At 37.2% G+C, this 23,734-nt stretch carries 32 protein-coding genes, 1 tRNA gene and 1 riboswitch; of the genes, 4 read left to right on the forward strand and 29 right to left on the reverse strand.

From position 1 onward, the window contains the following. Positions 1 to 3 precede the first annotated feature (3 nt). The 6 genes from AB5170_RS03585 to AB5170_RS03610 all read right to left on the reverse strand — a co-directional run bounded on the left by AB5170_RS03585 (position 4) and on the right by AB5170_RS03610 (position 2,772). A complete protein-coding gene (locus AB5170_RS03585; RefSeq protein ID WP_148462953.1) occupies positions 4 to 408 on the reverse strand; it encodes a hypothetical protein in 405 nt (134 codons plus the stop codon). A gap of 99 nt (positions 409 to 507) precedes the next feature. Next, the gene (locus AB5170_RS03590; protein WP_148462952.1) at positions 508 to 777 is read right to left on the reverse strand and encodes a hypothetical protein; all 270 of its coding nucleotides are present in this window, start codon (positions 775 to 777) and stop codon (positions 508 to 510) included. 66 nt (positions 778 to 843) lie between these two features. Beyond that, on the reverse strand, positions 844 to 1,035 hold the full coding sequence (locus AB5170_RS03595; protein ID WP_148462951.1) for a hypothetical protein: 192 nt from the start codon (positions 1,033 to 1,035) through the stop codon (positions 844 to 846). Between the two features lie 65 nt (positions 1,036 to 1,100). After that, positions 1,101 to 2,168, reverse strand: a complete 1,068-nt coding sequence (locus AB5170_RS03600) for a hypothetical protein (protein WP_148462950.1) — start codon at positions 2,166 to 2,168, stop codon at positions 1,101 to 1,103. Further along, positions 2,165 to 2,431, reverse strand: a complete 267-nt coding sequence (locus AB5170_RS03605) for a hypothetical protein (protein ID WP_148462949.1) — start codon at positions 2,429 to 2,431, stop codon at positions 2,165 to 2,167. The genes AB5170_RS03600 and AB5170_RS03605 overlap by 4 nt, the downstream gene beginning before the upstream one ends. Positions 2,432 to 2,508: 77 nt before the next feature. Then, a complete protein-coding gene (locus AB5170_RS03610) occupies positions 2,509 to 2,772 on the reverse strand; it encodes a hypothetical protein (RefSeq protein ID WP_148462948.1) in 264 nt (87 codons plus the stop codon). A gap of 638 nt (positions 2,773 to 3,410) precedes the next feature. Between AB5170_RS03610 and AB5170_RS03615 the strand changes: the two genes are divergently transcribed. Next, a complete protein-coding gene (locus AB5170_RS03615) occupies positions 3,411 to 4,421 on the forward strand; it encodes a helix-turn-helix domain-containing protein (RefSeq protein WP_148462947.1) in 1,011 nt (336 codons plus the stop codon). Positions 4,422 to 4,477: 56 nt separating this feature from the next. Here the strand turns inward: AB5170_RS03615 and AB5170_RS03620 are convergent, their stop codons facing one another. The 14 genes from AB5170_RS03620 to AB5170_RS03685 all read right to left on the reverse strand — a co-directional run bounded on the left by AB5170_RS03620 (position 4,478) and on the right by AB5170_RS03685 (position 9,710). Beyond that, positions 4,478 to 5,284, reverse strand: a complete 807-nt coding sequence (locus AB5170_RS03620) for a Uma2 family endonuclease (RefSeq protein ID WP_306797028.1) — start codon at positions 5,282 to 5,284, stop codon at positions 4,478 to 4,480. 14 nt (positions 5,285 to 5,298) lie between these two features. Then, on the reverse strand, positions 5,299 to 5,844 hold the full coding sequence (locus AB5170_RS03625; RefSeq protein WP_148462946.1) for a Uma2 family endonuclease: 546 nt from the start codon (positions 5,842 to 5,844) through the stop codon (positions 5,299 to 5,301). 104 nt (positions 5,845 to 5,948) lie between these two features. Further along, positions 5,949 to 6,185: a hypothetical protein gene (locus AB5170_RS03630; protein ID WP_148462945.1), complete on the reverse strand. Its 237-nt coding sequence runs from the start codon at positions 6,183 to 6,185 to the stop codon at positions 5,949 to 5,951. Between the two features lie 84 nt (positions 6,186 to 6,269). After that, a complete protein-coding gene (locus tag AB5170_RS03635) occupies positions 6,270 to 6,497 on the reverse strand; it encodes a hypothetical protein (RefSeq protein WP_148462944.1) in 228 nt (75 codons plus the stop codon). 12 nt (positions 6,498 to 6,509) lie between these two features. After that, on the reverse strand, positions 6,510 to 7,022 hold the full coding sequence (locus tag AB5170_RS03640) for an HNH endonuclease (RefSeq protein ID WP_227199917.1): 513 nt from the start codon (positions 7,020 to 7,022) through the stop codon (positions 6,510 to 6,512). Further along, entirely contained in the window at positions 7,019 to 7,297 is a 279-nt protein-coding gene (locus AB5170_RS03645) for a hypothetical protein (RefSeq protein WP_148462943.1), read from the reverse strand. Before AB5170_RS03645 ends, AB5170_RS03640 begins: the two co-directional genes overlap by 4 nt. Positions 7,298 to 7,306: 9 nt before the next feature. Then, positions 7,307 to 7,645, reverse strand: a complete 339-nt coding sequence (locus AB5170_RS03650) for a hypothetical protein (RefSeq protein WP_148462942.1) — start codon at positions 7,643 to 7,645, stop codon at positions 7,307 to 7,309. Between the two features lie 104 nt (positions 7,646 to 7,749). Then, the gene (locus AB5170_RS03655; protein WP_173770040.1) at positions 7,750 to 7,905 is read right to left on the reverse strand and encodes a hypothetical protein; all 156 of its coding nucleotides are present in this window, start codon (positions 7,903 to 7,905) and stop codon (positions 7,750 to 7,752) included. Positions 7,906 to 7,921: 16 nt separating this feature from the next. Further along, entirely contained in the window at positions 7,922 to 8,188 is a 267-nt protein-coding gene (locus tag AB5170_RS03660) for a hypothetical protein (protein ID WP_173770041.1), read from the reverse strand. 16 nt (positions 8,189 to 8,204) lie between these two features. Then, positions 8,205 to 8,366, reverse strand: a complete 162-nt coding sequence (locus AB5170_RS03665; RefSeq protein WP_173770042.1) for a hypothetical protein — start codon at positions 8,364 to 8,366, stop codon at positions 8,205 to 8,207. After that, a complete protein-coding gene (locus tag AB5170_RS03670) occupies positions 8,363 to 8,605 on the reverse strand; it encodes a hypothetical protein (protein WP_173770043.1) in 243 nt (80 codons plus the stop codon). Before AB5170_RS03670 ends, AB5170_RS03665 begins: the two co-directional genes overlap by 4 nt. 179 nt (positions 8,606 to 8,784) lie before the next feature. After that, positions 8,785 to 9,105 carry a hypothetical protein gene (locus AB5170_RS03675; RefSeq protein WP_173770044.1) on the reverse strand — a complete coding sequence of 107 codons (321 nt, stop codon included), beginning with the start codon at positions 9,103 to 9,105 and terminating at the stop codon, positions 8,785 to 8,787. Between the two features lie 65 nt (positions 9,106 to 9,170). Next, the gene (locus AB5170_RS03680) at positions 9,171 to 9,338 is read right to left on the reverse strand and encodes a hypothetical protein (RefSeq protein WP_173770045.1); all 168 of its coding nucleotides are present in this window, start codon (positions 9,336 to 9,338) and stop codon (positions 9,171 to 9,173) included. Between the two features lie 93 nt (positions 9,339 to 9,431). Further along, positions 9,432 to 9,710 (reverse strand): hypothetical protein, encoded by a 279-nt coding sequence (locus tag AB5170_RS03685; protein WP_148462937.1) that lies wholly within the window; start codon positions 9,708 to 9,710, stop codon positions 9,432 to 9,434. 368 nt (positions 9,711 to 10,078) lie between these two features. On the opposite strand from AB5170_RS03685, the gene AB5170_RS03690 reads away from it, so the two are divergent. Together AB5170_RS03690 and AB5170_RS03695 are read left to right on the forward strand one after the other, a co-directional pair. Beyond that, positions 10,079 to 10,291, forward strand: coding sequence for a helix-turn-helix transcriptional regulator (locus tag AB5170_RS03690; RefSeq protein WP_173767152.1), 213 nt, complete (start codon positions 10,079 to 10,081; stop codon positions 10,289 to 10,291). Positions 10,292 to 10,434: 143 nt separating this feature from the next. Continuing rightward, a complete protein-coding gene (locus AB5170_RS03695) occupies positions 10,435 to 11,280 on the forward strand; it encodes an ArdC family protein (RefSeq protein WP_173770046.1) in 846 nt (281 codons plus the stop codon). 1,329 nt (positions 11,281 to 12,609) lie between these two features. On the opposite strand, the gene AB5170_RS03700 is transcribed toward AB5170_RS03695, so the two are convergent. Next, complete coding sequence (locus AB5170_RS03700) at positions 12,610 to 13,689, reverse strand: Ig-like domain-containing protein (protein WP_173770047.1); 1,080 nt, start codon at positions 13,687 to 13,689, stop codon at positions 12,610 to 12,612. Between the two features lie 18 nt (positions 13,690 to 13,707). Further along, the gene (locus tag AB5170_RS03705) at positions 13,708 to 16,341 is read right to left on the reverse strand and encodes a leucine-rich repeat protein (RefSeq protein ID WP_173770048.1); all 2,634 of its coding nucleotides are present in this window, start codon (positions 16,339 to 16,341) and stop codon (positions 13,708 to 13,710) included. Positions 16,342 to 16,414: 73 nt separating this feature from the next. Further along, a riboswitch (cyclic di-GMP riboswitch) is annotated at positions 16,415 to 16,490 on the reverse strand. Between the two features lie 184 nt (positions 16,491 to 16,674). Here AB5170_RS03705 and AB5170_RS03710 point away from each other — a divergent pair. Beyond that, positions 16,675 to 17,373, forward strand: a complete 699-nt coding sequence (locus AB5170_RS03710; RefSeq protein ID WP_173770049.1) for a hypothetical protein — start codon at positions 16,675 to 16,677, stop codon at positions 17,371 to 17,373. An 865-nt stretch (positions 17,374 to 18,238) separates the two neighbouring features. On the opposite strand, the gene AB5170_RS03715 is transcribed toward AB5170_RS03710, so the two are convergent. The 7 genes from AB5170_RS03715 to leuC all read right to left on the reverse strand — a co-directional run. After that, positions 18,239 to 18,703: a hypothetical protein gene (locus AB5170_RS03715; RefSeq protein WP_173770050.1), complete on the reverse strand. Its 465-nt coding sequence runs from the start codon at positions 18,701 to 18,703 to the stop codon at positions 18,239 to 18,241. A 455-nt stretch (positions 18,704 to 19,158) separates the two neighbouring features. Further along, the gene (locus AB5170_RS03720; RefSeq protein ID WP_173770051.1) at positions 19,159 to 19,497 is read right to left on the reverse strand and encodes a hypothetical protein; all 339 of its coding nucleotides are present in this window, start codon (positions 19,495 to 19,497) and stop codon (positions 19,159 to 19,161) included. A gap of 12 nt (positions 19,498 to 19,509) precedes the next feature. Then, positions 19,510 to 20,865 carry a hypothetical protein gene (locus AB5170_RS03725; RefSeq protein ID WP_173770052.1) on the reverse strand — a complete coding sequence of 452 codons (1,356 nt, stop codon included), beginning with the start codon at positions 20,863 to 20,865 and terminating at the stop codon, positions 19,510 to 19,512. 202 nt (positions 20,866 to 21,067) lie between these two features. Then, positions 21,068 to 21,253: a hypothetical protein gene (locus AB5170_RS03730; RefSeq protein WP_148462920.1), complete on the reverse strand. Its 186-nt coding sequence runs from the start codon at positions 21,251 to 21,253 to the stop codon at positions 21,068 to 21,070. Positions 21,254 to 21,767: 514 nt separating this feature from the next. Continuing rightward, positions 21,768 to 21,841: transfer RNA gene (locus AB5170_RS03735), tRNA-Pro, on the reverse strand. Positions 21,842 to 22,186: 345 nt separating this feature from the next. Further along, positions 22,187 to 22,675 (reverse strand): 3-isopropylmalate dehydratase small subunit, encoded by a 489-nt coding sequence (gene leuD / locus AB5170_RS03740; protein WP_118578464.1) that lies wholly within the window; start codon positions 22,673 to 22,675, stop codon positions 22,187 to 22,189. 15 nt (positions 22,676 to 22,690) lie between these two features. Then, a partial coding sequence (leuC, locus tag AB5170_RS03745) for a 3-isopropylmalate dehydratase large subunit (protein WP_368365042.1) occupies positions 22,691 to 23,734 on the reverse strand: 1,044 nt, incomplete at its 5' end.

Raw genomic sequence — 23,734 nt, forward strand, 5'->3', positions numbered from 1 at the left:
CTTCTATTTCTCAATCATTTTATATGTATTTGGTTCAACTTCTACCAGAACAACAATTCCAGAGAAATAATGTCCATATGTGTCCATTGCCATTTCAAATACAATATCTCCAATTTCCTTGTACATTTGAGGATGCGTCTTTTCATTGATATAAGCAATGTCATTCTTTGCTTTATCAATACACGCAAAGAAGAATGTGTCATTTTGTCTCAATAGTAAAATGCTGCCAAAATCTGCAAAATCATTTAAGTTATATGCACAGAAATTTTCAACATCATCAATCTTAAAAAGCATCTTTGTGCCGTCTTCAAGATAAGGTGCTTCAAGGATCTGGAAGCTAACATCCAGTCCCAGATCACTATAACTAAGGTCTCCAAGGTTGCTTTTCTTCACTAATTTATTACTCATATCCGTTTTCTCCTTTTTATCATTGACGGCCAATTTTCTACTGCCTTACTTCTGTTCACTTGTTACTTCTCATTTTGCTTCTAATTTATTCTAAGAAAATTATCTGGTTCGTCCTTTTACCACATACTGATTTCTGTATGCTTCGTCTTTGATAAATTTATTGATAAAGTTATACAAGTGACTCCTGTTTACGCTACCATGATCTTGTGGGAATACTTTATGAACCTGGTCGTTTGTACCCTCAATATTTAACGGCTTACCTTTGTAGTACACCCAGCAACAAATATTTGCAGCTGGATCACCCAGGAATGTATCTAATGAAAATTTGTAATCGCCTTTTTCAATTTCGTCTAAAACGTAATATCCCATACTCATATTCTCCTTATCTTTTGGTGGATCAGGCAGCAGCTTTTTGTATCCACTGCCTGAATCCGGTTATTTACTGATTACTTCGTAACCTCTGGCTGATTTTCCTGCTCGGTTGGTTTTCAGTAATTTTGTGTCGTCAAACCATGGTACAGTACCACCTTTAAATTTTGGTTCTGGTATTCTATTTTCAGACTTGCCGATCAGATGGATTAAACCATTCTTCTGTAACACGGCTAAGTCATTACGCTGCTTTTCCATATACTTCATATCCTCACTATTGATACATGACTTTTCTCTGACATAACATAAGATGTACTTAACCTTTACTGTCCTCTTCTCTTTTTCAGAAGTTCCAACTTTGTCATTCTCTTCTTTGTAGGTTCTTCTTTCTGCTCTGTTATATCTACTTCCGGTAATTCCAGTGAACCAAGCTTTGCTCTGGTGCTTTTCTTATTTCTCATACGTTCCGCATTAGCTTTTACAGCCAATTCGCCAAGCTTCTTTACATGAGATACCGGATAATCCAAGCCACTTGCAGCAATGATTGTCTTCCTGCCATTGAAGCCCTCAAATACATTATCTGGCTTTCCTACTTCTGCAATTACATCCTCAGAGTCAATATCTGACTTATCATTTTTAGAATGAATGATACCGATATTCTCACAGATGTAGTTATCCTCGATTGGTGCAAAGATTCCACTCTTAGTCAGCTTTTCAAGCTTGATCTTGCTATCTGTTCCATCTCCTGTTACGCTCAGGACCATTGCTCCGCTGTCTTTCAACATTTCCAGACGCTCTGATTCATCAAAATTGTTCTGTCTGCCGTAACTCTCATTTGAAAGAAATTCATCCAGCATACTTGCAAAATTCTTATTGATATAATCGTAATTCTCGTTGCTGTCATTATTTAAGAAGAATGTTGCTCCCAAACCTTCTATTTCCTGAAGCTCCTGCACTGTCTCATAAGCGTTCTTATGTTTTGCCAAGGATTCACCAGATGCAGGTAACGCAATCACCGGACACACGGTCTTCACCGGATTACCCTCTTCGTCTTTTTCTTCCAGGAGCATTTCTGCAACAATTGGCGCACAGCCTGATCCAGTAGAACCGCCTCCGGCAAAGAGAATAAACACAATGTCTTCTTTGATTCCTTCAACAAATTTGATGAAATCTTCGTTTCCAGCCAGACAATCCATAGCTCTTTCCCGGTGTCCACCGAATCCGTCAAAACCTTGTAAGATATATTTATTGGGTACATCTCCCAGGGCTTTGTGATCCTGTTCGCTGCCATTTGCCGCCGCACCTTTGTAATGACGCTGTACAAATTCTTTGTAGATTTTTCCGCCTGTGCTTCCCAGTCCTAACATGTAACAATTCTCTCTGATCTTCATTCTGCTTTATCCTCCTTGAATAATTTGCGACCATCATTTGTTAAATAATAGGTGTTTGCATGGTTGTCCATAACACCTTTTTCAAGATAGCCAAGCTTCACCAGCTTAGTTACCATGCGGTATACTGTCATTCGAACTCCAAGAACATTTCCTGTCTCTTCCATGATCTCTTCAATTGTCATACTATGAAATTGATCTGTCATATTGGAACCATGTAGTGTGTCCAGAATGAGGTAATCTGATCTGTTTAATTTATTTGTCATATATACAATCTATCCTTCCTATATCTTCATATTGACTTTTATGTATCTTGGCATTGCGTAAACATTACACCAACATATCACGACTCCAACTCTGTTATGTCTTTTATGTCCGCTACACGAATGCCTTTTTCCAGGATGTAATAAGTGTCGGCTTGCTCTGCCTGACAGCCCTTTGCGGTATATCCCATGTCACAAAGGTTCTTCAGGCGCTTGTAAGCGGTCACTCTGGAAAATGGTAGCTCTGGTATAATCTCCTGTAGTGTCATGCTTTCCTGATAGTTCGTACATTGGTGTTCTTTCAGCACGTTCAGGATTTGAAAATCTGATCTCGATAGTTCCATAAAGTTCCTCCCTATTAAGTTTTTGTCTACCTTTATCTCAGCTGTAACCCACTGTGTAAAAAAATATGGTGATCTGGTTCATTCCTTACTTCCAATTTCTTAGGAATTACATTCTGTAAAATGCACATTGCTGTTTTCCTAAAAAAGGGTGCAAAAAATAAAGCAGTCTCACTGAAAGAAATAAAAATAGTCCTGTGGGCTGTGGTAAAGATGCAGGTATAAAGTTGTCATGGTGCGATATTGATTGCGTTGCTTGATTGTGTTTCTTGATTATGTTTCTTCCTATCTAATATAGGTTTTTATGTATTGGGTAATATGACAGAATATCCGAACAAACGTTTCGGATTGTCACGAAATGAAAAATAGACTATACTTAACTTGTCGAAGGTTATGTATGGATTCTTCATTTATGATGATCTGTGCATATTATATGAAACGGTATTGGCGTATCGTTTCATGTGAAGATCAGTGCATTGGCGTGCATTGATCTTTTTTTGTTTCTATGGTTAGCATCATATCACGTACAAACTGATATGTCAATAGTATTTTGTACATTTTAGTAATTTTTATACTAATACACATTTAATTGACTTTCTTGTACTTCTATTGTAATATTAAATATTGAATGGAGGGATAACATGGCTACAGAAAAAATTACTATTACTGACCAGTTACGCAATAATATTATAGAAGAACGAAAAGAAATCGAATATACAGCTTCTGATCTCTCTGAAGAAAGTGGACATTCTAAGTATTGGCTTGCCAATATTGAAAGTGGTAAAACTAAAAAGATTAGCAAAGAGGATTTAATTTCTATTTACAAAATTCTGTTAGATGATGATGACGAGGAAAATATACTTGACTATGTGGAAAGAATTATCAATCAACCTATTGCTGGAAAAATAAAAAATTGGTATGAACTAATTGATATTGAAGATCAATATGAAGATATGTTGGACTTTTTATATCTGGAATCAGAATTAGATGACTTACTGAAGGATATACGAAATCGAATTACCCAACAATTTAATTGGGCAAATACACATCATCAACAGGCAATACTAACTTCTCTTTTGCATTTTCAGCGCTCTATCGTTGTCAATCCTGAACTTGCTTTTTCTACCTTATATTTGCCAACATATTGTACAAGTATTATGCACCCAGAAGAATTTAATTCTGTTCTCAGTGATTTACTCCAACTTGCTGCAAAATTCAACGATTTAGTAGTAAAAAATAACAGTCTTGAAACTGTTGCTGTTTATTTGGACGAAGAGAAAAAACAAATAGAAAGAAATAAAAAAACAGGAAAAATTGCTTTGGATAATTTAAAATCAATTTTAGGAGTTATCTCAAACTTAAAAGATATGCAAGATCCTAACTTAGAAAGTCTCCGCAATTTGTTTTATTCTTCTGTTGTCTATCTAATCAATGAAATTCAACCTCATACACTTGGTGATGGCATACCATACCTCCCAGAAATCAACACCGGAAGAGCTTTTAGCCATCTAATTACTATATGCTATTATTGGCTATCCGACAGACAAGAGGAATTAGCACTCCCTAATGTTGAGAAATATATTCCTAAAGATTTATACAATTCTGCTAAAGAAGTCTTAGAAAATGTCTCCAAAATAAACGATCCTGTTTAATATTTACATTTACCCACTATGGGCTACCGATCATCCCGGCAGCCCTCTTTTTATGCTCAATCCCTATTCTCAAAAATCTCTGCCAGCGTCAGACTGATATTCGGAAATTCCCTCAATGTAATCACCTGATCTGCATTGTAATAATCTTCTTCCGAATCATCCTGAAGAATATAACAATCTTGTAACACATACCGTCCTGCTACCAGATAATAAATCTCAACAGACCGTTCCATTGATGATATAATCCAATATTCTTGAACATCTGCTTCCTGATAAATCTTCAGCTTGTCCTTCCGATCGTGTAGAACTGTAGCCGGACTTACAATCTCCACAACAAACTTTGGGATTCCACAATAATATGTGTCTCTAAGGTTTTTACGGTCATGTACCACAAGCACATCAGGGACAACATAATCATCATTTACGGCTGGATGATATCGGTAATCCAAATTGCCAGTAAAGACCAAGCTTCCTTTTGAAAGTCCATAGTGTATTATTGTGCTAATGTTCCCGGCTACAATACCATGTTGGTATGCTTCAGATTTTGGAATTGTGTAAGTCACACCATTTATCTTCTCTTCTTTGATGTTGCTGTCGCAGTAAGATTTCTGTTTAGCTTTTGCTTTCTCCATAATATTCTCCACATTGTCTTGTAGAAATTCCTCAAATCTTCTGATCTCCTCAGAAGAATATCCTACAACAGAAATCCACGTATTCCCTGGAATCTCACACCTAGCAGAGTCAAATCCTGTTTCTGTCGGACGTTCAAAATTAACAATTACTTTCTGTTTTCCAGATTCAGTTACAATCTGCGAATGTACAATCTCTGTTTCATCTGGCAATGTAATATATGGGTACATCATACAAACCAACTCCCTTATATATCCATTTCCGCAAAATCAATTACCAGATTATCATAAATACCTACTGGTACTTTATCTGCCATGGTATAGGTTTCCATTTCGTTCTGCTCGAAGTTATATACCATTACCATGTCTTTTGCATAGTCCACAATCCAATACTCACGGACTCCTGCTGTACGATATTTAAACAATTTAATCATGTAGTCCATACGGCGGCTTCCTGGTGAAACTATCTCAATGATCCAATCGGGCGCACCCTCACAGCCACGATCTGATAATTTGTTACGGTCACAGATTACCGAAATATCAGGCTCAATATAAACAGAATCATCATCATTAAGTAATACTGCAAATGGAGCATGATATACCTTACATTGTCCACCATTTCTCTTGATATAATCATGGATAGTTGCATACAGTTCACCTGATATATCCTGATGTTTACGGCTTGGAGCTGCCTGATAATAAATCTGACCGTCAATCAGTTCTGCATGTTCATTCTCTGGCAATGCCATGATATCCTCTATAGTATACTTTTTATTTTCCTTTAAAGCTGGCATTTACAGTCACCTTCCTTTTTGTCCTCCAACATTTATTTTAATCTACTCCCATTATAGCTGTTTTCCATTGTATTATCAATGAATTTCGCCCAGGCAGCAGTGGATCAGTATGGAATACAGCTGTAGCCGTTCCGCTCTAAATCTTGTCTTACTTCCCTTATCAGCCTTTTGGTTATCATAATATTCTGCTTATGCTTGATCTCTACATGATATCCAGTCAGGGTTGATATGTACTTGTAATGGCTACCGCCACTGCCTTTTTTATTATCTGGAATATAATGGTTTGCTTCCAGACAGGCAATAAACCGGACTTCATCTCGTCTATCAAGTTTTCCGCTCATTGTGCTTCTGCTCCTTTATTATGTCCTGCTACCTGTCTGTTAGTTCAATAGGGGAGTCGATAATTTCTACTCCCCTGTGCAATCCTACTTCACAAACTGAAGCATGTATTCCTTGAACTCTTCGTAGTCCATAAATCCTGCTACCTCTGCATTCTCATAGATTCTCTTCAGTAAGCTTTCGCATTCGTCCTGATCTTTCCCGATTCTATACTCATACGCCCAGGTTGTGAAGAAGCACTTCAGTCTCTCAGGTACAAGCTCATCTTTCCATTTATTGTATTCTATATAATCTAAAATCTCTCTCGTCCACATTGTCTTGTCCTCCTACCGTGCCATACTCTTAATTAATTTATTCGCCAGTTTCCATTTAAGTTTCTTGCCATACTTTCTCTGCATCTGATACAGATAGATTTCGTTGATCCGATCAAAGAATGTGTCCGGGAGCATCTTGTCTTTGAAGGTGTTGCATGTTCGACATGTGCACTGAAGATTTTCCACTGAATCTGATCCACCCAATGACGTAGGTCTGATATGGTCTATAGTCATATCTTCATATTTGATTTTTCTTCCGCATAATACACAACGTCCGTCTGCCTGATTGTAAATCATCATTCTTGTGGTCTTTGGGAAACACTTTTTCTTCTTTCGTCTGTAACAGATACGCTGTGTTTCCGTGTCATAGGCATAAAAGCCCTTGGTTGCCTTGACGTTTTCCCTTATGAAAATACTGCATCCCTTGAATGTAAATGTCTTTGCTTTACTTATATCTGTTGTCTTCTGGATCTGGTGCTCTTCGTCTAAATATATGTACTCTGTTCCATTTGTAATAACTATCATTTGTCTGCTCCCCCTTCAACAATTGCTTCTGCTCGTTCCTTTAATATCTGTAAATCTTCAGGCTTAACCAATTCTGCCATCATATCCCAGAAATAGTTGACTGTACCAGTTCCCTTGTGGAATGCCACTGCATAATCAAGCATTTCCCATATCTCTTCTTTTGTGAGTGGTTCTGTTGCGTCTGCCTCTGCAATATGGTAATAGAATCTTTCATCAGGACACATCCAGATTCCAAGAATCAATCCGTCCTGAAATACACAATGTAATCTTCTCATTTTGCCTTATTACCTCCAACTTCCCTTGATTAACTGATAAATCATTCCTAGCGCAATCGGCGCAGCCATCAAATACATATTGTAATATTCTGAATCGCCGGTTACTTTGCAGATAACCCACGGAAACAGTGCAATAAAAACAATAGCTATGATCTGCTTCAGAAATGAGATCAACAATTCCCTTAATAGCTGACGTTTACGTTGTCTGCTTACAATCTGCTTTACTTTCTGTTTACGCTGTCTCTCTTGCTCATGCTTCTTATTTGACAGAAGATAATTTGCAACAAGCTCAACAACTTCATCTTCTCTGTATAACCGGATTACTTCGGGTTCTCTTACCGCTTCCATCTTTAATTCCCTCCTACTTATGTATTAGCCGACTACCTCCCACCTTATGTAGATGGGAACGCTTTGAGCCTAAAGTCCTATTTATAGTCGCTCAAACGACTGTTCTATTTTCTGTATTCTGGCTTAATAAGCTTAGAATCATCAAACCATTTAACAGATCCACCCTTAAACTGTGTCTCAGGCTGGAAGATCACACCATGGCTTATCTTCTTTACCTGTCCTGACTCTGTTTTTACTGCAATATTTACATTCTGCGTCATATCTACCACCTCGCTATTAAAATAATTTTCCTGTTGCTACCGCCATAGCTATGTAAAAGCCATCTGCAAAAGTGTTCTTCTCTGTCCGATTTACAAGATCTTCAAGCTCATGTTCAATGCGGTATTTCTGCTCTCTGGAAGCTCCGGTTAGCTCACATATGTATTGCACAACATCATCCAAATTATGACTGTAATCATTGTGATCTGGCGTGATTTCTTTGCATCTATCATCACACCATGCGTCAAACATGGATTCCATTACTTTATTTCCTAAGTCTGTCATTGCTCTGCCCCCCTTTCTAAAACCAGAAGTCCATCAAGAAATCAAAATCTCCATCCCACATTTCCTGCGGTTCTTGCTTAGGCTCTGACTTTCCACCCAACAATAGATTTTTTCCGCTCGCTACTGTTTTTTCTCCAAGTGCTTTTAATTCTTCATCAGATAAACCGTATTCCTTCATATATTATTGTCCCCCTGTTCTGGTAATGGGTGCAATAAGCTCAAGGCTGTAAGCACACCCTCTTTAAAAGCCTCATACTGGATTACTTCTGAATAATCCACAATGGCTGCGTACAACGGATCATGTTCTGCTTGACCTTTAGCAGCTTCATTGATTACTTCAAAAGCTGACTTCTCTGCTGGTGTGGTTGTATGTACGTTTATCCAGTGTTCATACAAGGTCTTTATTGCGTCCTTCATGTGCTACACCTCCCAAGTCGTAACATGATATCCAGCTTTTCTCATACTCTCAGTGAACTTATCACGCTCTGTGGCTGTGTCAAAAGATCTGGTATATTCACAACCAGGCTTACTAAATGATACTCTGTACATGGGCTACACCTTTCTCCCCGATAAGCCGATAGGACAGCTATTTAATACTAGATTGTCAACATCAGCTTCAAATACTGATACACAAGTTTTCGCGCTTCAAAGTCAATCTTTGCAATACGATCCAGAAGCTCAACCGGCTCTTCGTCACTAAAGGCGATTGCTAACTTATCCGGTAAAGGTATATTATGGATTGCTCGCTGTACTACTGGCTCAACCATCTGGTGTATAGTCTCCTTCAGTAATGCCACAAAGTCCTGTTTGGATAAGTCTGCATCCATGTAAATAGGCTCAATATAATCGTGATACTCTGTGAATGTGATATAGTTTTCTCCGTATTCGGAAATGTCAATAAACTCGCAATACATCATTGTTGTTTTCCTCCTGTGATTTTATATTGTCGGGACTGCCCGATTGACAGCCTCTTGTTCTACTATTAAATTGTTTCAAACACTCCCGATTTCAACATATCTGTAAACCAACAGTCAAAATCTGGATATTCTTTTTTGTCTGCAAGATCTCTGTACACTTCGTGAAGTTGATTAATTGTAAAACTTCTGCCTTTTAATGGCTCCTCGTAGCTGATATATCTTGTTTCTTTCATGTTGTTGTTCCTCCTTCTGTCTGACTACCTGACCGCCATTTCTGACGGTCAACGCTCACAGCCTGAAGCCCTGTTTATAGTGGCTGTGACCACTTATCTGACGTATAGTCTTCTGTACTGGCTTACTCTCTGGTAATCTGCAAGACTTCCGAGGTCTGCTTCAAGCTGTTTACTGTCCAGTGTTCGGCGCTCGCAAGTTGAAACTTTTATAGTGAAATCTTTACCGGATTCTGAAAGTTTGTTGTTATTGTCTAAGTAAGAAATCATCTCACGCTCTGCGTCTTTTAACTGTGCGTCAAGCTCTTCTTTCATTGCTTTAAGTGATCTGTAATCAGCTACGACTTTTTCTAATTCGTTCATTGTTGTACACATATGTTTTTCCTCCATGTCCTTTTATTCTTATTGGAAGAACTCAGCTCCGGTGAGCTTTAAACCAATCTCGACTGCTAGGCATCTTTGCTTATCTCTTTTCGGTATTATGTAGGTGTCTCCGGTGTGCTTGTGCTACTTCGTTTTCACCCTTCGCCGTTGTTCTTCGTTTGTGTGTTGCTGTTTTGTTTATGGCTTAATAATACACTTGTTTTAGGTGTATGTCTATTGACGGATCAGCCAAAATATACACTTGTTTTTTGTGCATATTGTGCACTTGTTATAAGTGTATGTTGTTTTCAACGCAAAACAAAACACTTGTTCTAAGTGTAGATTTGTGATAGAATATAAGAAAAACGGAGGTTTCTACAATGTTAAAATATAAGATTGATATATTAGAAGAATTAAAAGAAAAAGGATATACTTCCTATAAGCTAAGAAAAGACAAAATCATGGGCGAAGCACAAATTCAGAAAATCAGAAATGGTGAAATTGCCAGTAAAGAAACATTAAATACTATATGTAAATTATTGCAGTGTCAGCCCGGTGATATTTTAGAATATATTGAAGATATCACAGAATAACATGCACTTGTTTCTTGTGTATATTATGTACTGTTTTTAAGTGTTTATTTTGTGAACCATTGCCAATATACATGCACTCGTATTGAGTGTATAATTGATCTCAACAAAGGAACTACAGCACCACACAATAGGAGGTCAAGCATATGGCAAGCTTAAACGTATACGAAATGGTAACAGAAAGAATCATTAAACAGTTAGAACAGGGAACAATTCCATGGCAAAAGCCTTGGACTGGTGTTCGGTCTGGTGCATTCAACAGAGTTAGCAAAAAGCCTTACAGCCTTATAAATCAAGCTATATTGGAAAAATCCGGAGAGTACGCCACTTTTCATCAATGGAAAAATTTAGGCGGTCACATCAAAAAAGGTGCTAAATCTGAAATAGTAGTCTTCTGGAAGATCATTGATGTAGAAGAGAAAAACGATAAAGGCGAGATTGAAAAGAAGAAGCTCCCACTTCTCAGATATTACAATGTATTCCACATCTCACAAGTTGAAGGCGTTGAGCCACTGAAAGAAAAGCTCAATACAGAGATTGAACCTATAGAGGAAGCAGACAGAATTATAAAAAATTATGTGGATCGGGAGCATATCACATTCAAAGAGTGTATAAGTGATAAAGCCTTTTATAGACCTATGACCGATACAGTAGTTGTACCACTTAAGGAACAATACAAGAACATTAATTCATTCTATCAGGTAGCATTCCATGAAATTACACATTCAACAGGCGCTCAGAAAAGACTTGATAGAGATATAAAAGAACTCGCTCCATTTGGTTCTGAAATCTACAGCAAAGAAGAATTAGTTGCAGAGCTTGGAAGTGCATTCCTTATAAATCATCTGGGAATTGAAACAAAAGGAACATTTCAAAACAGTGCTTCATACATTGAAAGTTGGCTTCAGGTTCTCAGGAACGATAACAAGTTTATCGTATCTGCAAGTAGTAAAGCAGAAAAAGCAGTCAATTACATATTAGGCATAGAGTAATAAAGAGGCGGTTGCAATATACCGCTTCTTTTTTTGCGTTATGGCTTCCGGTGTTGCTTCCGGTTGTGTTGGCTATGGTTCATTTCTGGTCTGTTATGCTTGCGCTGTGTCGGATCAGAAGAAAATGATTGTGGTATCTGCTGTGAATGTGGTGTAGTGCTATGGTATATACTGTTGATATAATGCAGACCATAACAAGAGATATACAATACAATGACACGGTGTTATCTATAATGATCCATGAGTTATACAGTCCATAGGCTTATATTGTCCTATGGGCTTTTTATTGTGTCGGGCTGTGATCTGGTGTGTGGTGTTCTGTGTACCTGGCGTGGGCTGTGTCTGATAATGTGATCTGACAGAACGAATTGTTATATCAGGTTGTCTGGTACTCACTGAGAAAATCCTAGTGAATGAAAAAGGGGCTGTGGTGCGATATGATGATTTGATATGTGGTATTCTGCTAAGAGTGGGATCTTGTTTGATTGTAGAGCTTATTACTGAGTAGTGCAGAATGTTATATCAGATTGACACAGATTCCTAAAATGGGAATGTGGTTGTGTAATAATCGGGCTGTGTGGGTGTGTTGGGCTGTGATTGTTTGGGTGGATTGATTTACTATGTGAAAATCTGGGACTTGTACTGTGATCCGCTCTGACATGATAACGTTATATGGTTCTTGTCTGCTGTGGGATGTATGGTTATCTGGTTTGTGGTGATCTGGGCTGATATTGTACAGTCTGGGTTATATCTGGGTAAGCTGTGGGAATGTCTTTTTCTATGTCTGCCAGTCCTGAAGCTATGCAGAACACTTTTTCCTGATATATGTTGTTGGTCGTGTATGGTTCTTTGATTGTGTGGTTATTGGGCTTGTGTGCGTTGCTGCCGATATATCATAGTATTTTAGTATGGTATAGGTAGGGTGGGGGTACTTTTAATCTTTGCGCCGTTTCGGTTTTGTCTGAAGGGGTGAATGTGGTTTAATTGCACACTGACTGGAAAAATAGCCCGATACGATATAACGGACTAGGAACGTCATTTCTTATATTGATTCTTAGAACTGTATGTGCTATTCTTATAAAGGAATGAAAGAATAAATCCAAACGGAACACCTCCTTTCCGTACCGGTATAGGAGTAACAACACGGATTTCCCCAGATATAGGCAGTCTGGGGATTTCTTTATGCACAAAAATAGCAGCAGAATCCGAAGCAGATAAAAGTCGAATTTTATGGTGATTCTGGAAGCGAAAAAATAGGGATGCAGCCTCGGTGTGAGGTTACATCCCTTTTAGATATAAACAATCTCTTATAGAATATAATTAATATTTTTAGTCATACTTATTATCTATATCATAATCCAAATCATCATCATCTAAATCGTCATCATCCTGAATTGCATCATAATACCAGAAATACTCATCCAATTTTGTTGTTTTATTTGGATTAATTACTATTTCAGGATAAATGTTATATACATAACCGCTTACATATTCGCGTAAATAATTAATGTTTTGTTTAGATAAACATTCTTCAAAAAAACTGTCGAATAGATCTGGATCTTCAGTATCATTATTTCCATCATAATAATCTGACTTAATTAAGCATACATATTTACCAGGATTAATATTTTTTATTGTATAAGTTCCTGCTACATATACATCTCCTGCATATATGTTATATTTATTATATTCTCCTAAATCTGCAACAGCCCAATCCCATGTATCAGTCAAATACAATTCTTTAGCAGAACCATTAAGTGGTATTAAAATTACCTCAGCCTGATAGTCAGGTTTTCTTTTGACATTTTCTATTCTTCCAGTTAATTCTCCCAAATTTATATTTACAGTTGGATTGCTTTTTACTGTAATTGTACAACAATATACCTTTCCCCCAATTTTAGCAGAAATTGTTGCCTTTCCTGCCTTTTTACCTAATACTACGCCACTATTAGAAACTGTTACAATATTTTGATTATTACTTGACCAACTTATCTTTTGTCTAGTTCCTGTCAATTGCAGCTGGTATGTCTTACCCACATTTATTGTAACAGACTTTTTATTGAGCTTTGGCGTTTCAACAGTGACTTTGCAAGTGTACTTTTTACTTCCAACCTTTGCAGTAATCACTGTTATACCTTTTTTCTTGCCAACAACCACACCCTTAGAAGATACAGTTGCCACAGATTTTTTACTACTGCTCCATTTTGCTTTTTTCTTTGTCCCTTTTAATTTCAAAGTCTTTTTCTGACCTTTTACCATTATCAAAGACTTGGAACTAATTTTTACTGCAGCCTGTACTGTTTGCATTGTTCCTAACTGTGTTGCTACTTCTGGTGATAATAAAGTCAATGAGAATACTGCGATCATTACCACCAAAAACTTCTTCAGAAATCCTTGCTTCTTTTCCATGCGTTTTTCCTCCATACATTACTTAACTTTTACTTTGCACTTCTTGGTTATTTTACCAGACTTGATTGTAATTGTTGCAGTACCTTTTTTCTTGCCTTTTATAACACCTTTTTTCGAAACAGTAGCAATCTTCTTGTTTGAAGATTTATAGGTAACTTTATCTGCTTTTTCTGTGTAACTCAGCTTCGGTTTCAAAGTATAACTCTTGCCCTTTTTCACTGATACAGAAGATTTTACACCCTTGATAGCTGTTGTGCCCGGTACAACAATTGTATAGACAGCTTTTTGAGATCCTGACTTAACAGTAATCTTAACAGTTCCAGCAGCTACCGCTTTTACTTTACCCTTTTTATCTACTGTTGCTACTTTTTTATTGGATGTAGAGTATTTTACGTTCTTCCAAGATGAATCTGATTTAACTGATGTTGTTTTACCCTTCGTAACTGTTATGGTTGATGGTTTTGTTGGTGCTACAGTTGGAGCTGGAGTATTTGTTGGCTGTGATGCAACTGTTGGCTGTGGTGCCTTTGTTGGAGCTGGTGTAGGTGTACTTGCTGGAATTATTTTTGCAATACTCTGTTTTTCAAGCTCACCACATTTTGTACAAGTACGCTGTTTTTCACCTGCATTTGTCACCGTTGCTTCACGTACAACTTGCCACTCGCTCCATGAGTGTCCTGTTGCTGGTATTGTTTTCTGTTCTACTAATACTTCTTCACATACTGAACAGTGGCTTCCTTCTATCTTTCCTGGCTTCGTACAAGTTGCAGAAACCATTTTATCAATTACAATTTTGTGTCCTGTTGCTGGTATTTCTTCTACTTTATTATCGTTACATCTTGCACAAGTATATGTTCTTTCTCCATCTTCGGTACAAGTTGCTTCTTTTGTTATTATTCCACCATTCCAAGAATGACCCAATGCTGGAATTTCTTCGCTTTTAATATTATTACATCTAAAACATGTATAAATTTTTTCTCCACTATCTGTGCAAGTTGCTTTCGTTTTTATTACACCATTATTCCATTTGTGTCCTAAAGCGTCAATAATATCTCCAGAGCTTAAATATTTTCCACAATCTTTACAATAGGTATCGCCAGTATATCCTTCTTCATCACAAGTTGCTTCTTTTCTATACTTTACTTCAATATTATTATGCTCTAACATTGGAATAATATCTGTTTTATTTTTTGTTTTAAAATCTGTATTTTTAAACTCAACAATATATTGCGCTTTTCCATTCTCTGAACAAGTTGCTTCTTCAATAATATTTATTTTTGATTTTGCAACTTCAGTGTTTTCATTTCCGCACAAAGAACACACTTCTTTTGCAGTACATTGAGAATTATCCTTACTCCATTCATATGTTGGCTGGTTGTATACATGATTCTGTGATTTTGGCACAGATTTTGTTTCTGTATAGTCACACCCTTCTCTTTGGCACGAATATGTCGCAACTCCTTCAGAAATGCAAGTTGGCTCCAGTGTTATTATGCCACTATCTAAATCATGTCCCAGTGCAGGTATTACCGGAATACTGTCTAATTTTTGAGTACACATTTCATCAGTATATGCTTTTCCACCACAAGAATTGCAACTCCAATACTCTTCAAACCCTGATTTTAAACAAGTTGCTGGTTTAGTTATGTGATGTGCTACATAGTGAACCTCTTCTGTTAATGATCCCCATCTATCAGAATCATTGAATCCATTAATTTTTTTCCAATCAACTAACGTTCCTTCATAATGAATTGCGTCAATATATATCTCCTCTGTATTTGATATGTAACGGAAAAAGCACCTTTTACCAATTTTTTCCAGTGTCAATGGAAGATAAATATTTTTCAATCCAGTGCAATTATAAAACGCTCTTTCTCCTAAATTAACAAGATTTTTTGACATTTTAACATATGTTAATTTCTTACAATTATAAAAAGCTCGCATCCCGATGTCTGTTATAGTATCTGGAATAGCAATCTTTTCCAAAGAACTACAACCTTCAAAGGCAAATCCATTTATTTTTATCACTCCATCTGGAATCGTAACTTTCTTAATGTTAACACAATTTTCAAAAGCACTCTGTCCTATTAGCTTTATAGAATTTCCAAAACTAACATTCTCTAGATTTTTAAAATCTTCAAAAGAACACATTCCAACACTTGTCACACCATTTTCGATTATTACACTTGAAATATTATTAGCATATGGAAACCATGGCGTATATTTCGCCCCATTATAATTTTCCATATCACCATTGCCGCTAATAACTAATGTATCATCCATTCCATCCTCATTAGAATCAACAATTTTCCATTTAATATTACTTTGATCGGTATCTTCAGTCACAGTATTCTTGTCATCAACAAATACCTGAGTTTCTGGATCAGTTTCATCTTCTATCTCTTCTTCATTAACAAAATCTTCACTCTCACCATCTGAAAATCCTACAAAATCCTCTGAGCCTTGATCTATTTCCGGTACAGATTCTTTCACGTCTTCAACAGATTCTTCAGTTACATCTTCTGTAATCTCTTCCCCATCAGAGAATCCATCTTCCTGCACAATCTCTTCCGCTGCAAATACATTACCAGACATTCCGGAAAATACTATTGCAGATGATAACAATACTGCTAAAATCCTTTTCTTCCTCATACTTCTTTTCCTCCTAAAAATAAAAGCACTACTCACCGGAATACACTTCAGGCAAGTAATGCTTTTCACGTTCAATTGCAACTGGCTACCATTTTACAGGCCCTATAGCTTTGCGCCGTAGCCTTTCGACTACTTTGCCTGATATTCGGTTTTTGCTTGATTTATATAAGCAAAATTATACGCTTATGGTATGGGAAAGTCAACAAATACATGGTACAGTTTGGTCTTATATTGGATGTTTTTCATAAATTTTTATGGTATTTTGGGGATGGTGGTGTTATACTTGAGGAAAATAGATTGTGGTAACGTTATTAATGAAAAGGAGCATCTTATATGGGCGAAATAACAATCTCCAAAATATTTGAGCAAAATATAAATGGCGAAACCAAACGCTTTTTTCGAGAATATCGTATTACCTGCGAGCAGCTTACAGAAAGTACAAGATTTTGTCATAAATACAATCAAAATTGTTTTGTGTGTTCTTTAAAATTTGAACAGTTCCCAAAAAAGGGTGAAAATATTGCCTACTGCGAAGGCTCCAACACTACACTTGTATCTAAAGCAAAAGAAAATAAACCAATAACAATTATTAAGCGTAAAAAGAAATGTCCAAATGTCGAACACCTAAAAAAAATTGATCCAACGAAACCCATAGTACAACTTGAAACGGCCAAAAAGTTAGCTCGTATTAAGCCTTCAGCTATTACGCATAAAAGCTCTAATATTTTTGAACGTCACCCGAATGCTAAAATTGTGCCAAACGTTGCCCCTAAACCAAATTTGTCTCCAAGCAAAAAAAGGCACAAAAAGAAGAATAACAGCGTAAGCAACAATACATCTTCACCGGTTGGAAGAACATTAACAACTTCTCCTAAATATGCTTTTACCAAAATGAAAATCCATCGATCCAGAAAAAAAAATAGATATACTATATCTCCTCAAAAATACAGCACTTGCTGGAGATGCGGTGCCCCTTGTTATGGTGGAACACATTACTGTTTTGAACATCTGAAAGAAAACAACGAATATTAATACCTGTTATAAAAATACATAATGGAGGTTCCAACCGTGAAAAGCAATTCCGTTTACCAAAAGAAGAAGCCTCGCATGTATGATGGTAGGAAAAGTGTTTTGCATGTGCCTGATAGTGGATGCAACTTCTATAAAACACGAAAAACTGGAAGACTGGGATCAACTGTGAAAATTATATAGTAGATAAAAAATCTTGCAAACTTGACAGCAAAATATGTATAGATTCTTCTCGTTGTCCATTTTACAAAAGAAAGAAGCCAACAAAGAAATAATTACTGCAATTCCTAATGTTGATACTCTGCCTGGATCAAGCTTCCCAGGAATATTATATATCAGCCACACAGAGCCACGATAAATCAAAGGCGATACAGTATAAAAATCGCCCCTTTCAAATCCTTATATTTACTGGCTTCTCAGAGAGTCAAAATAAAGTCGAACCGTATCGAAAAAAGTCAATGTTTATAAGGGTTTACGGAATTTTAGCAGTGAAATTTTGTACAATTTTTGTTATTTATTTAACAATCTATTCCTACACAAACCCTTTAAAAATAAGGATTTATACGATATCATGGTCGATACCTTGAAACACTTGCAAGTACATGCAATCCCTTATAAATACTGCTATCTCAACGCTTCAAAATGTGAATATATTGTTATTTTTTTAACAATATATTTAAAGGGGAGGGGGTACTTTTTACTAGCCATAAAACAACTACTACTGCTACCCAGGGGGGGTACTTATAAACTCTGGAATTTTTACATGCCCCGATCAAATCCACCGCTGTATATACCGTAGAAATTATTTCCCAATCTGGCAGCAGGGCGAAAAAAGAGAGACCATTTCTGATCCCTCTTCATTCATATCTTATGAATAGAACGTTAATGATACAACTTTTCCATTTGTTACTTTAAGAGTCACCATAAGACCATTCAATTTCTTACAGCATTTCAAAGCTTCATATTTTTTTGCAGGTATTCTACCATATTCATCTGTCCAATAATATTTGGTCTTAGATGTTAATTTGAACGTCTTCTTACCGTACTTCACAAAGTTTTTCTTGTTAAATTTCAATGATGCTTTGTTGCTCTTCATAAATGAGCCATAAAATGTAATAGACTTACTGGTGTATTTCACTTTTTTAGTTCCAGGCTGCCAGGAACCATATTTCTTACCGCCCTTTGTACGGTTAAGCACAGTTCCATAATAATAAGTGCCCTTCTTTGATGCAGCTTGTACTTGCTCTATATTGGAGCAACTAAATATGATACCAACTACAAACACTGCGAGGATAAATTTACTGAATCTTTCTTTCCATGTTGATTTCTTCATCTGCTTCAGCCTCCTTTTAAGGTACTTCGTTTGCATGTATCATCAGTCCTGTTGAAAGGACTTTTATAAGATTTATATTACGTCCGGTCAATGCAGAAGTCAATCCACAAAAGGCGAAAAAATAGGGCAATTACACAGCTTCCTGCATAACTACCCTATTATTATTCTATACCCAGTTTCAACGCTCCGGTAACCCCAGACACCTAAAGCATATTTCCAAAAAATCCATAAAAGAGAGTGCGCATATAGTCTTGGATCATATATCATGGATCATACATACGACCCATATAATTTATGACCCCATATATCCTTAAGCCTAGCATGATACAATGTAACCTTTAAAGCTTATAATTCCAAAGGCTTCCAATTCAAGCATATGTAAACTCTATTTTGTGGATTTTGTGTGAGATTGAAATGTTAAAAGCCCAGGCACTCGCCCAGGCTTTTATAGTGTGTTACTCTTCTATAGTTGGCTTCGGCATTGATATAAGCTCCTTCAGCTCATCAATTGTGTAACCATTGGAATCCATGAGATCCGCAAGAGCTGTAAGCTGCGCTGCACGTTCGGCTTTCTTCCGCTCTGCATCCATGTCTTTAGGAATCACCTTGCAAACAATTTCTCCTGTTTCCGGATCGGTATACACAGAAAAGTCATTTTCTCTAAAAATTCGTTTCATCCGCAAATACTCTTCAGAATGTTGATTTTTCTTATGTACAAGTGGCTTACTTGTAATCCAGGGTGTCTTGGACGGTACTGCAAATACACAGCCCTGTAATTCATCATTTTGTTCCATAATATCTCCCTCTCAATCTGTTATCTCAACTTTCCAGTTCATCATAGCTTCATACACACTGTATGGAATCTTGTCCTTGTATCTCTTTGCAGTGTCCTTGATATATTGTTCCTTGTACTCTTTATACTTCTGGAATGCTTCTTCCGGTGTTTTGAAAGTACCAAGTTTAATACTCTGTCCATTTACCTCCATACCTGCTCGATAACAAGTCTTTCCATTCTTTTCTTCTTTATATACTCCTAAAGGAAGTTCACCTCTGTTCGCTTTTCTATTCGTAAACAGTGTATTGATAAATCCTGGAACCAAGCAACAAGTATCAGGGCTGTATATCTTATTACCTTTATAAAGAATATCCTTATCAAGATTCAGATTACTGCCTCCATAATTATTCTTCTCATACCAGTACCTAAAATTACTGAAGTTTTTCCACTCTTCTGAAACTATGCATCCTATATATTCAGGATATTTTTCATGTACTTTAGTGCTATAGCAACGGTGTAACATACCATGCCATTTATTATATGCTGTAGAATCCGTGTCCACATCTTCACAGCCCCAATAACCAACTCCACATACAGTCGGCTTATACCTTTTAGCAGACCATTCCTTATTTTTATATCGAATATCGTTCATTACCTGTACAATATACTCTTCCGAATCATCACCTGTTCTTTTATAATGATCTCGTACCTGTGCATTCTGCTCTCTGGTAAGTGGATAAAGGTCTTTATAATAAAGATTTGACTTATCATTGCCCCTATGCCAAATATAAGTATTGTTCACGCAATCAGGATTTTCTATAAAAGTATCAACAATCAGACGTTCTGCACCTATAAATACTTGTTGAAATTGCCATTTACCGTCTTTGAATATGTTCTTGCTGAAAGAATATACCAAACCACCATCTTTACTTCTTTTATACGTGATACCATTAAGCAAATTATACTTACCTTTACTTTTTCGTATCATTCTTCCATAGTAGGAAAGCCAGGTGTCCTTACAATTCAGTAATTTTACAAATATTTCATTCTCGCCCAGTAATTCAATATCAAGCCCAGTCTGAGATAAATCAAGAATTCTTTCAGGCTTAATCTGCTTATACTGCCGTTTCTGTAATATAACCATATTGGGATCAAAGGTATCTGTTACTGTTTTCTTCTGTAATTTCTTCTCCCTGTGATCCAACCAAGTACAATACTTACACTTTGATCTGTATGCTTTCTTACCATTTGGTCTGATCTCCATACGGAATCTGCTTAAAGGTAATTCTTTCCCACACTGGCAGCAAACCTTAGTAGCTTCTGCTGTAACCTCCTGTACGCTCTTATCTTCAATATTATGTTCTGTAACTGTCTTATCATCTAACATAAGTCTCCTTTCGTTCTAAGCAAAAAAGACAGTCATATCTTGACTGCCCTTCTGCCCTGACTTTATTTATGAGTGCTGCCAGGTGGCACTGATACATAATATAAAAACACATACCCCAATTAAGGGCTTGCGATTTCTTGCATTACAAGGAAGTCTATTTCCTCGACACCCTTTGTAAGGTATCTCCAAAATAAAGACCCCTCTAAGCCTTTTTCACATATTCAATTTTTCTAAACAGTGGCTCTATCTCTTTCAGCTGATAGTCCACCTTTTTATTTCCTGCATCTGTCTCTTGAATGTACATCACTGTTCCCAGTACACCAATCACAGAATACAGCTTACCAGAGTCTGATACGATTTCGCCCCGGCGTATTACATTTTTATCCATATCTGGTCTTATTCCTTTCTGAAATTGTCCCATAAAATCACGATTTTACATTTCGCTCTATAGCAATGCTTTAAAACGCATTATACGGCTCAAATTTCGATTTTAATTCTAATAGTAGGGAAATTGTTGTCTGAAATGAAATAAACGAAATTTAGCCCATACACAGCGTTATTTACTGTGCATAGGCTAATAAAAGAGGATGACACATATTTGTGCTCATAAATGAACACTAAAATAAGCCCACGAGTAACACATCAAAAACTCATGGACTTATTCAGGTATTCATATTTAATTTTAAACAAAAAAAATAACCACAGATAAAATCTCTGTGATTTTGTGAATTTTCTGTGAAATCTTATTAAATTTACCACATTTGCAGGCTCATCCTCCTATAAATATATTTTGTCACTTATAAGAAATGATTACCTTTTTTTACTTTTGATTGCCTTTTTGATTACCTTTCTATTTTTCATTAAAACAGAAAGTCCGCAAACCCTTGATTTTACTGCATTAATCGGGGCAACAGGATTTGAACCTGCGACCTCACGGCCCCCAGCCGTGCGCGCTACCAAGCTACGCCATACCCCGCGAACAGTTGATATTGTACCAAATGTTATAATAAAAATCAACAGTTTTTTCAAAAAACAAATTAAAATCGTCTGTAAGTGTTACTGTGAACGGAGCAGACGGGTAACCCATGTATAACGCCCCTATCCAATTATGAAAGAACCTTGAACGTAGGTAAAACTACAATTTTATTGAGAAAAATCACAGAAATCAAAGTTTTCGTCCATATTTCTCCCATATGCCAAAAGACCTTGACAGCTGGTTTTCCCAGTCCATCAAGGTCAGTTTTTATGCTTGGACAAATTTCTATTGATTGGGCAATTTGCCCTTTAACAGGATATTTTACTTTGCCTGTTAACAATTATATTAATGCTGTGCATTAATATAATTAACAAGTCCTTCCGCCTTAATGATCTTCTGCATAAATTCCGGGAAGGCCTGCCCTTTAAATTCAGTTCCTTTGGTGCGATTGTAGATCATACCAGAATCAAAATCCACCTCTACCTCATCCCCCTCATCAATGCCCTTGCTTGCTTCCGGACACTCAATGATCGGAAGTCCAATGTTGATTGCATTTCTGTAAAAAATTCTGGCAAATGTCTCTGCGATAACACAGCTGACACCAGCTGCCTTAATAGCGATCGGCGCATGTTCACGGGAAGAACCGCAGCCAAAATTCTTAGTTGCTACAATAATATCACCCTTCTGTACTCTTTTTACAAAAGTATTATCAATATCCTCCATGCAATGAGTTGCCAGTTCTGCCGGGTCTGAAGAATTCAGATAACGTGCCGGAATAATAACATCTGTATCAACATTATCTCCATATTTAAAAGCTCTGCCTTTTGCCTGCATGATAAGTACTCCTCCTTATAATCCTAATTCTTCCGGTGCACAAATATAACCGGTTACTGCACTTGCTGCAGCTACTGCCGGGCTTGCCAGGTAAACTTCAGACTCCACATGTCCCATACGTCCTACAAAGTTGCGGTTAGTAGTAGAAATGCAGCGCTCACCAGCGGCCAGAATACCCATGTATCCACCAAGGCACGGTCCACAGGTAGGTGTACTTACAACTGCTCCAGCCTCAATGAAAATCTTAAGAAGCCCCTCTTCCATTGCCTGCAGATAAATTGCCTGAGTCGCAGGAATCACAATACAGCGAAGCCCTTTCTTAACCTTGCGTCCCTTCAGAATCTGAGCTGCAACACGAAGGTCGTCAATACGGCCATTCGTACAGGATCCGATTACAGACTGGTCTACAACAACCGGCTCTCCAATCTCAGAAATGGTCTTAGTGTTCTCTGGTAAATGAGGGAACGCAACGGTTGGTTCCAATGTGCTAAGATCAATTGTGTACTCAGCTTCATAAACAGCATCCTCATCAGCCTCGTATGCTGTATACGGGCGCTTGGAATGCTCTTTCATATATTCGATTGCAAGATCATCAACCGGGAAAATCCCATTCTTTCCGCCAGCCTCAATTGCCATATTAGCAATAGTAAAACGGTCGTCCATAGACAGGTTTTTAATTCCCTCTCCCACGAACTCCATAGATTTATAAAGAGCTCCGTCCACGCCGATCATTCCAATGATATGTAAGATCACATCCTTACCGCTTACCCATTTTTTCGGTTTGCCAACGATGTTAAATTTAATGGCAGACGGTACCTTAAACCATGCTTTTCCTGTAGCCATGCCAGCTGCCATATCAGTACTTCCGACACCAGTGGAAAAAGCTCCAAGAGCTCCATATGTACAGGTGTGTGAATCAGCTCCGATAATCACATCGCCTGCAACTGTAAGACCCTTTTCCGGAAGGAGCGCATGCTCAATTCCCATCTGTCCTACATCAAAATAATTGGTGATATCGTGGCGACAGGCAAATTCACGAACACATTTACAGTGCTCAGC

Origin of the sequence: Ruminococcus sp. RTP21484sp1_RTP21281st1_A8_RTP21281_210402 (genome assembly GCF_040914025.1) — a bacterium.
Lineage (GTDB): Bacteria > Bacillota > Clostridia > Lachnospirales > Lachnospiraceae > Blautia_A > Blautia_A faecis.

Excerpts from the sequence above, each read along its gene's own strand:
- AB5170_RS03585 (WP_148462953.1), bottom strand. The coding sequence starts at position 408 with ATGAGTAATAAATTAGTGAAGAAAAGCAACCTTGGAGACCTTAGTTAT.
- AB5170_RS03590 (WP_148462952.1), bottom strand. The coding sequence starts at position 777 with ATGGGATATTACGTTTTAGACGAAATTGAAAAAGGCGATTACAAATTT.
- AB5170_RS03595 (WP_148462951.1), bottom strand. The coding sequence starts at position 1,035 with ATGGAAAAGCAGCGTAATGACTTAGCCGTGTTACAGAAGAATGGTTTA.
- AB5170_RS03600 (WP_148462950.1), bottom strand. The coding sequence starts at position 2,168 with ATGAAGATCAGAGAGAATTGTTACATGTTAGGACTGGGAAGCACAGGC.
- AB5170_RS03605 (WP_148462949.1), bottom strand. The coding sequence starts at position 2,431 with ATGACAAATAAATTAAACAGATCAGATTACCTCATTCTGGACACACTA.
- AB5170_RS03610 (WP_148462948.1), bottom strand. The coding sequence starts at position 2,772 with ATGGAACTATCGAGATCAGATTTTCAAATCCTGAACGTGCTGAAAGAA.
- AB5170_RS03615 (WP_148462947.1), top strand. The coding sequence starts at position 3,411 with ATGGCTACAGAAAAAATTACTATTACTGACCAGTTACGCAATAATATT.
- AB5170_RS03620 (WP_306797028.1), bottom strand. The coding sequence starts at position 5,284 with ATGATGTACCCATATATTACATTGCCAGATGAAACAGAGATTGTACAT.
- AB5170_RS03625 (WP_148462946.1), bottom strand. The coding sequence starts at position 5,844 with ATGCCAGCTTTAAAGGAAAATAAAAAGTATACTATAGAGGATATCATG.
- AB5170_RS03630 (WP_148462945.1), bottom strand. The coding sequence starts at position 6,185 with ATGAGCGGAAAACTTGATAGACGAGATGAAGTCCGGTTTATTGCCTGT.
- AB5170_RS03635 (WP_148462944.1), bottom strand. The coding sequence starts at position 6,497 with ATGTGGACGAGAGAGATTTTAGATTATATAGAATACAATAAATGGAAA.
- AB5170_RS03640 (WP_227199917.1), bottom strand. The coding sequence starts at position 7,022 with ATGATAGTTATTACAAATGGAACAGAGTACATATATTTAGACGAAGAG.
- AB5170_RS03645 (WP_148462943.1), bottom strand. The coding sequence starts at position 7,297 with ATGAGAAGATTACATTGTGTATTTCAGGACGGATTGATTCTTGGAATC.
- AB5170_RS03650 (WP_148462942.1), bottom strand. The coding sequence starts at position 7,645 with ATGGAAGCGGTAAGAGAACCCGAAGTAATCCGGTTATACAGAGAAGAT.
- AB5170_RS03655 (WP_173770040.1), bottom strand. The coding sequence starts at position 7,905 with ATGACGCAGAATGTAAATATTGCAGTAAAAACAGAGTCAGGACAGGTA.
- AB5170_RS03660 (WP_173770041.1), bottom strand. The coding sequence starts at position 8,188 with ATGACAGACTTAGGAAATAAAGTAATGGAATCCATGTTTGACGCATGG.
- AB5170_RS03665 (WP_173770042.1), bottom strand. The coding sequence starts at position 8,366 with ATGAAGGAATACGGTTTATCTGATGAAGAATTAAAAGCACTTGGAGAA.
- AB5170_RS03670 (WP_173770043.1), bottom strand. The coding sequence starts at position 8,605 with ATGAAGGACGCAATAAAGACCTTGTATGAACACTGGATAAACGTACAT.
- AB5170_RS03675 (WP_173770044.1), bottom strand. The coding sequence starts at position 9,105 with ATGATGTATTGCGAGTTTATTGACATTTCCGAATACGGAGAAAACTAT.
- AB5170_RS03680 (WP_173770045.1), bottom strand. The coding sequence starts at position 9,338 with ATGAAAGAAACAAGATATATCAGCTACGAGGAGCCATTAAAAGGCAGA.
- AB5170_RS03685 (WP_148462937.1), bottom strand. The coding sequence starts at position 9,710 with ATGTGTACAACAATGAACGAATTAGAAAAAGTCGTAGCTGATTACAGA.
- AB5170_RS03690 (WP_173767152.1), top strand. The coding sequence starts at position 10,079 with ATGTTAAAATATAAGATTGATATATTAGAAGAATTAAAAGAAAAAGGA.
- AB5170_RS03695 (WP_173770046.1), top strand. The coding sequence starts at position 10,435 with ATGGCAAGCTTAAACGTATACGAAATGGTAACAGAAAGAATCATTAAA.
- AB5170_RS03700 (WP_173770047.1), bottom strand. The coding sequence starts at position 13,689 with ATGGAAAAGAAGCAAGGATTTCTGAAGAAGTTTTTGGTGGTAATGATC.
- AB5170_RS03705 (WP_173770048.1), bottom strand. The coding sequence starts at position 16,341 with ATGAGGAAGAAAAGGATTTTAGCAGTATTGTTATCATCTGCAATAGTA.
- AB5170_RS03710 (WP_173770049.1), top strand. The coding sequence starts at position 16,675 with ATGGGCGAAATAACAATCTCCAAAATATTTGAGCAAAATATAAATGGC.
- AB5170_RS03715 (WP_173770050.1), bottom strand. The coding sequence starts at position 18,703 with ATGAAGAAATCAACATGGAAAGAAAGATTCAGTAAATTTATCCTCGCA.
- AB5170_RS03720 (WP_173770051.1), bottom strand. The coding sequence starts at position 19,497 with ATGGAACAAAATGATGAATTACAGGGCTGTGTATTTGCAGTACCGTCC.
- AB5170_RS03725 (WP_173770052.1), bottom strand. The coding sequence starts at position 20,865 with ATGTTAGATGATAAGACAGTTACAGAACATAATATTGAAGATAAGAGC.
- AB5170_RS03730 (WP_148462920.1), bottom strand. The coding sequence starts at position 21,253 with ATGGATAAAAATGTAATACGCCGGGGCGAAATCGTATCAGACTCTGGT.
- leuD (WP_118578464.1), bottom strand. The coding sequence starts at position 22,675 with ATGCAGGCAAAAGGCAGAGCTTTTAAATATGGAGATAATGTTGATACA.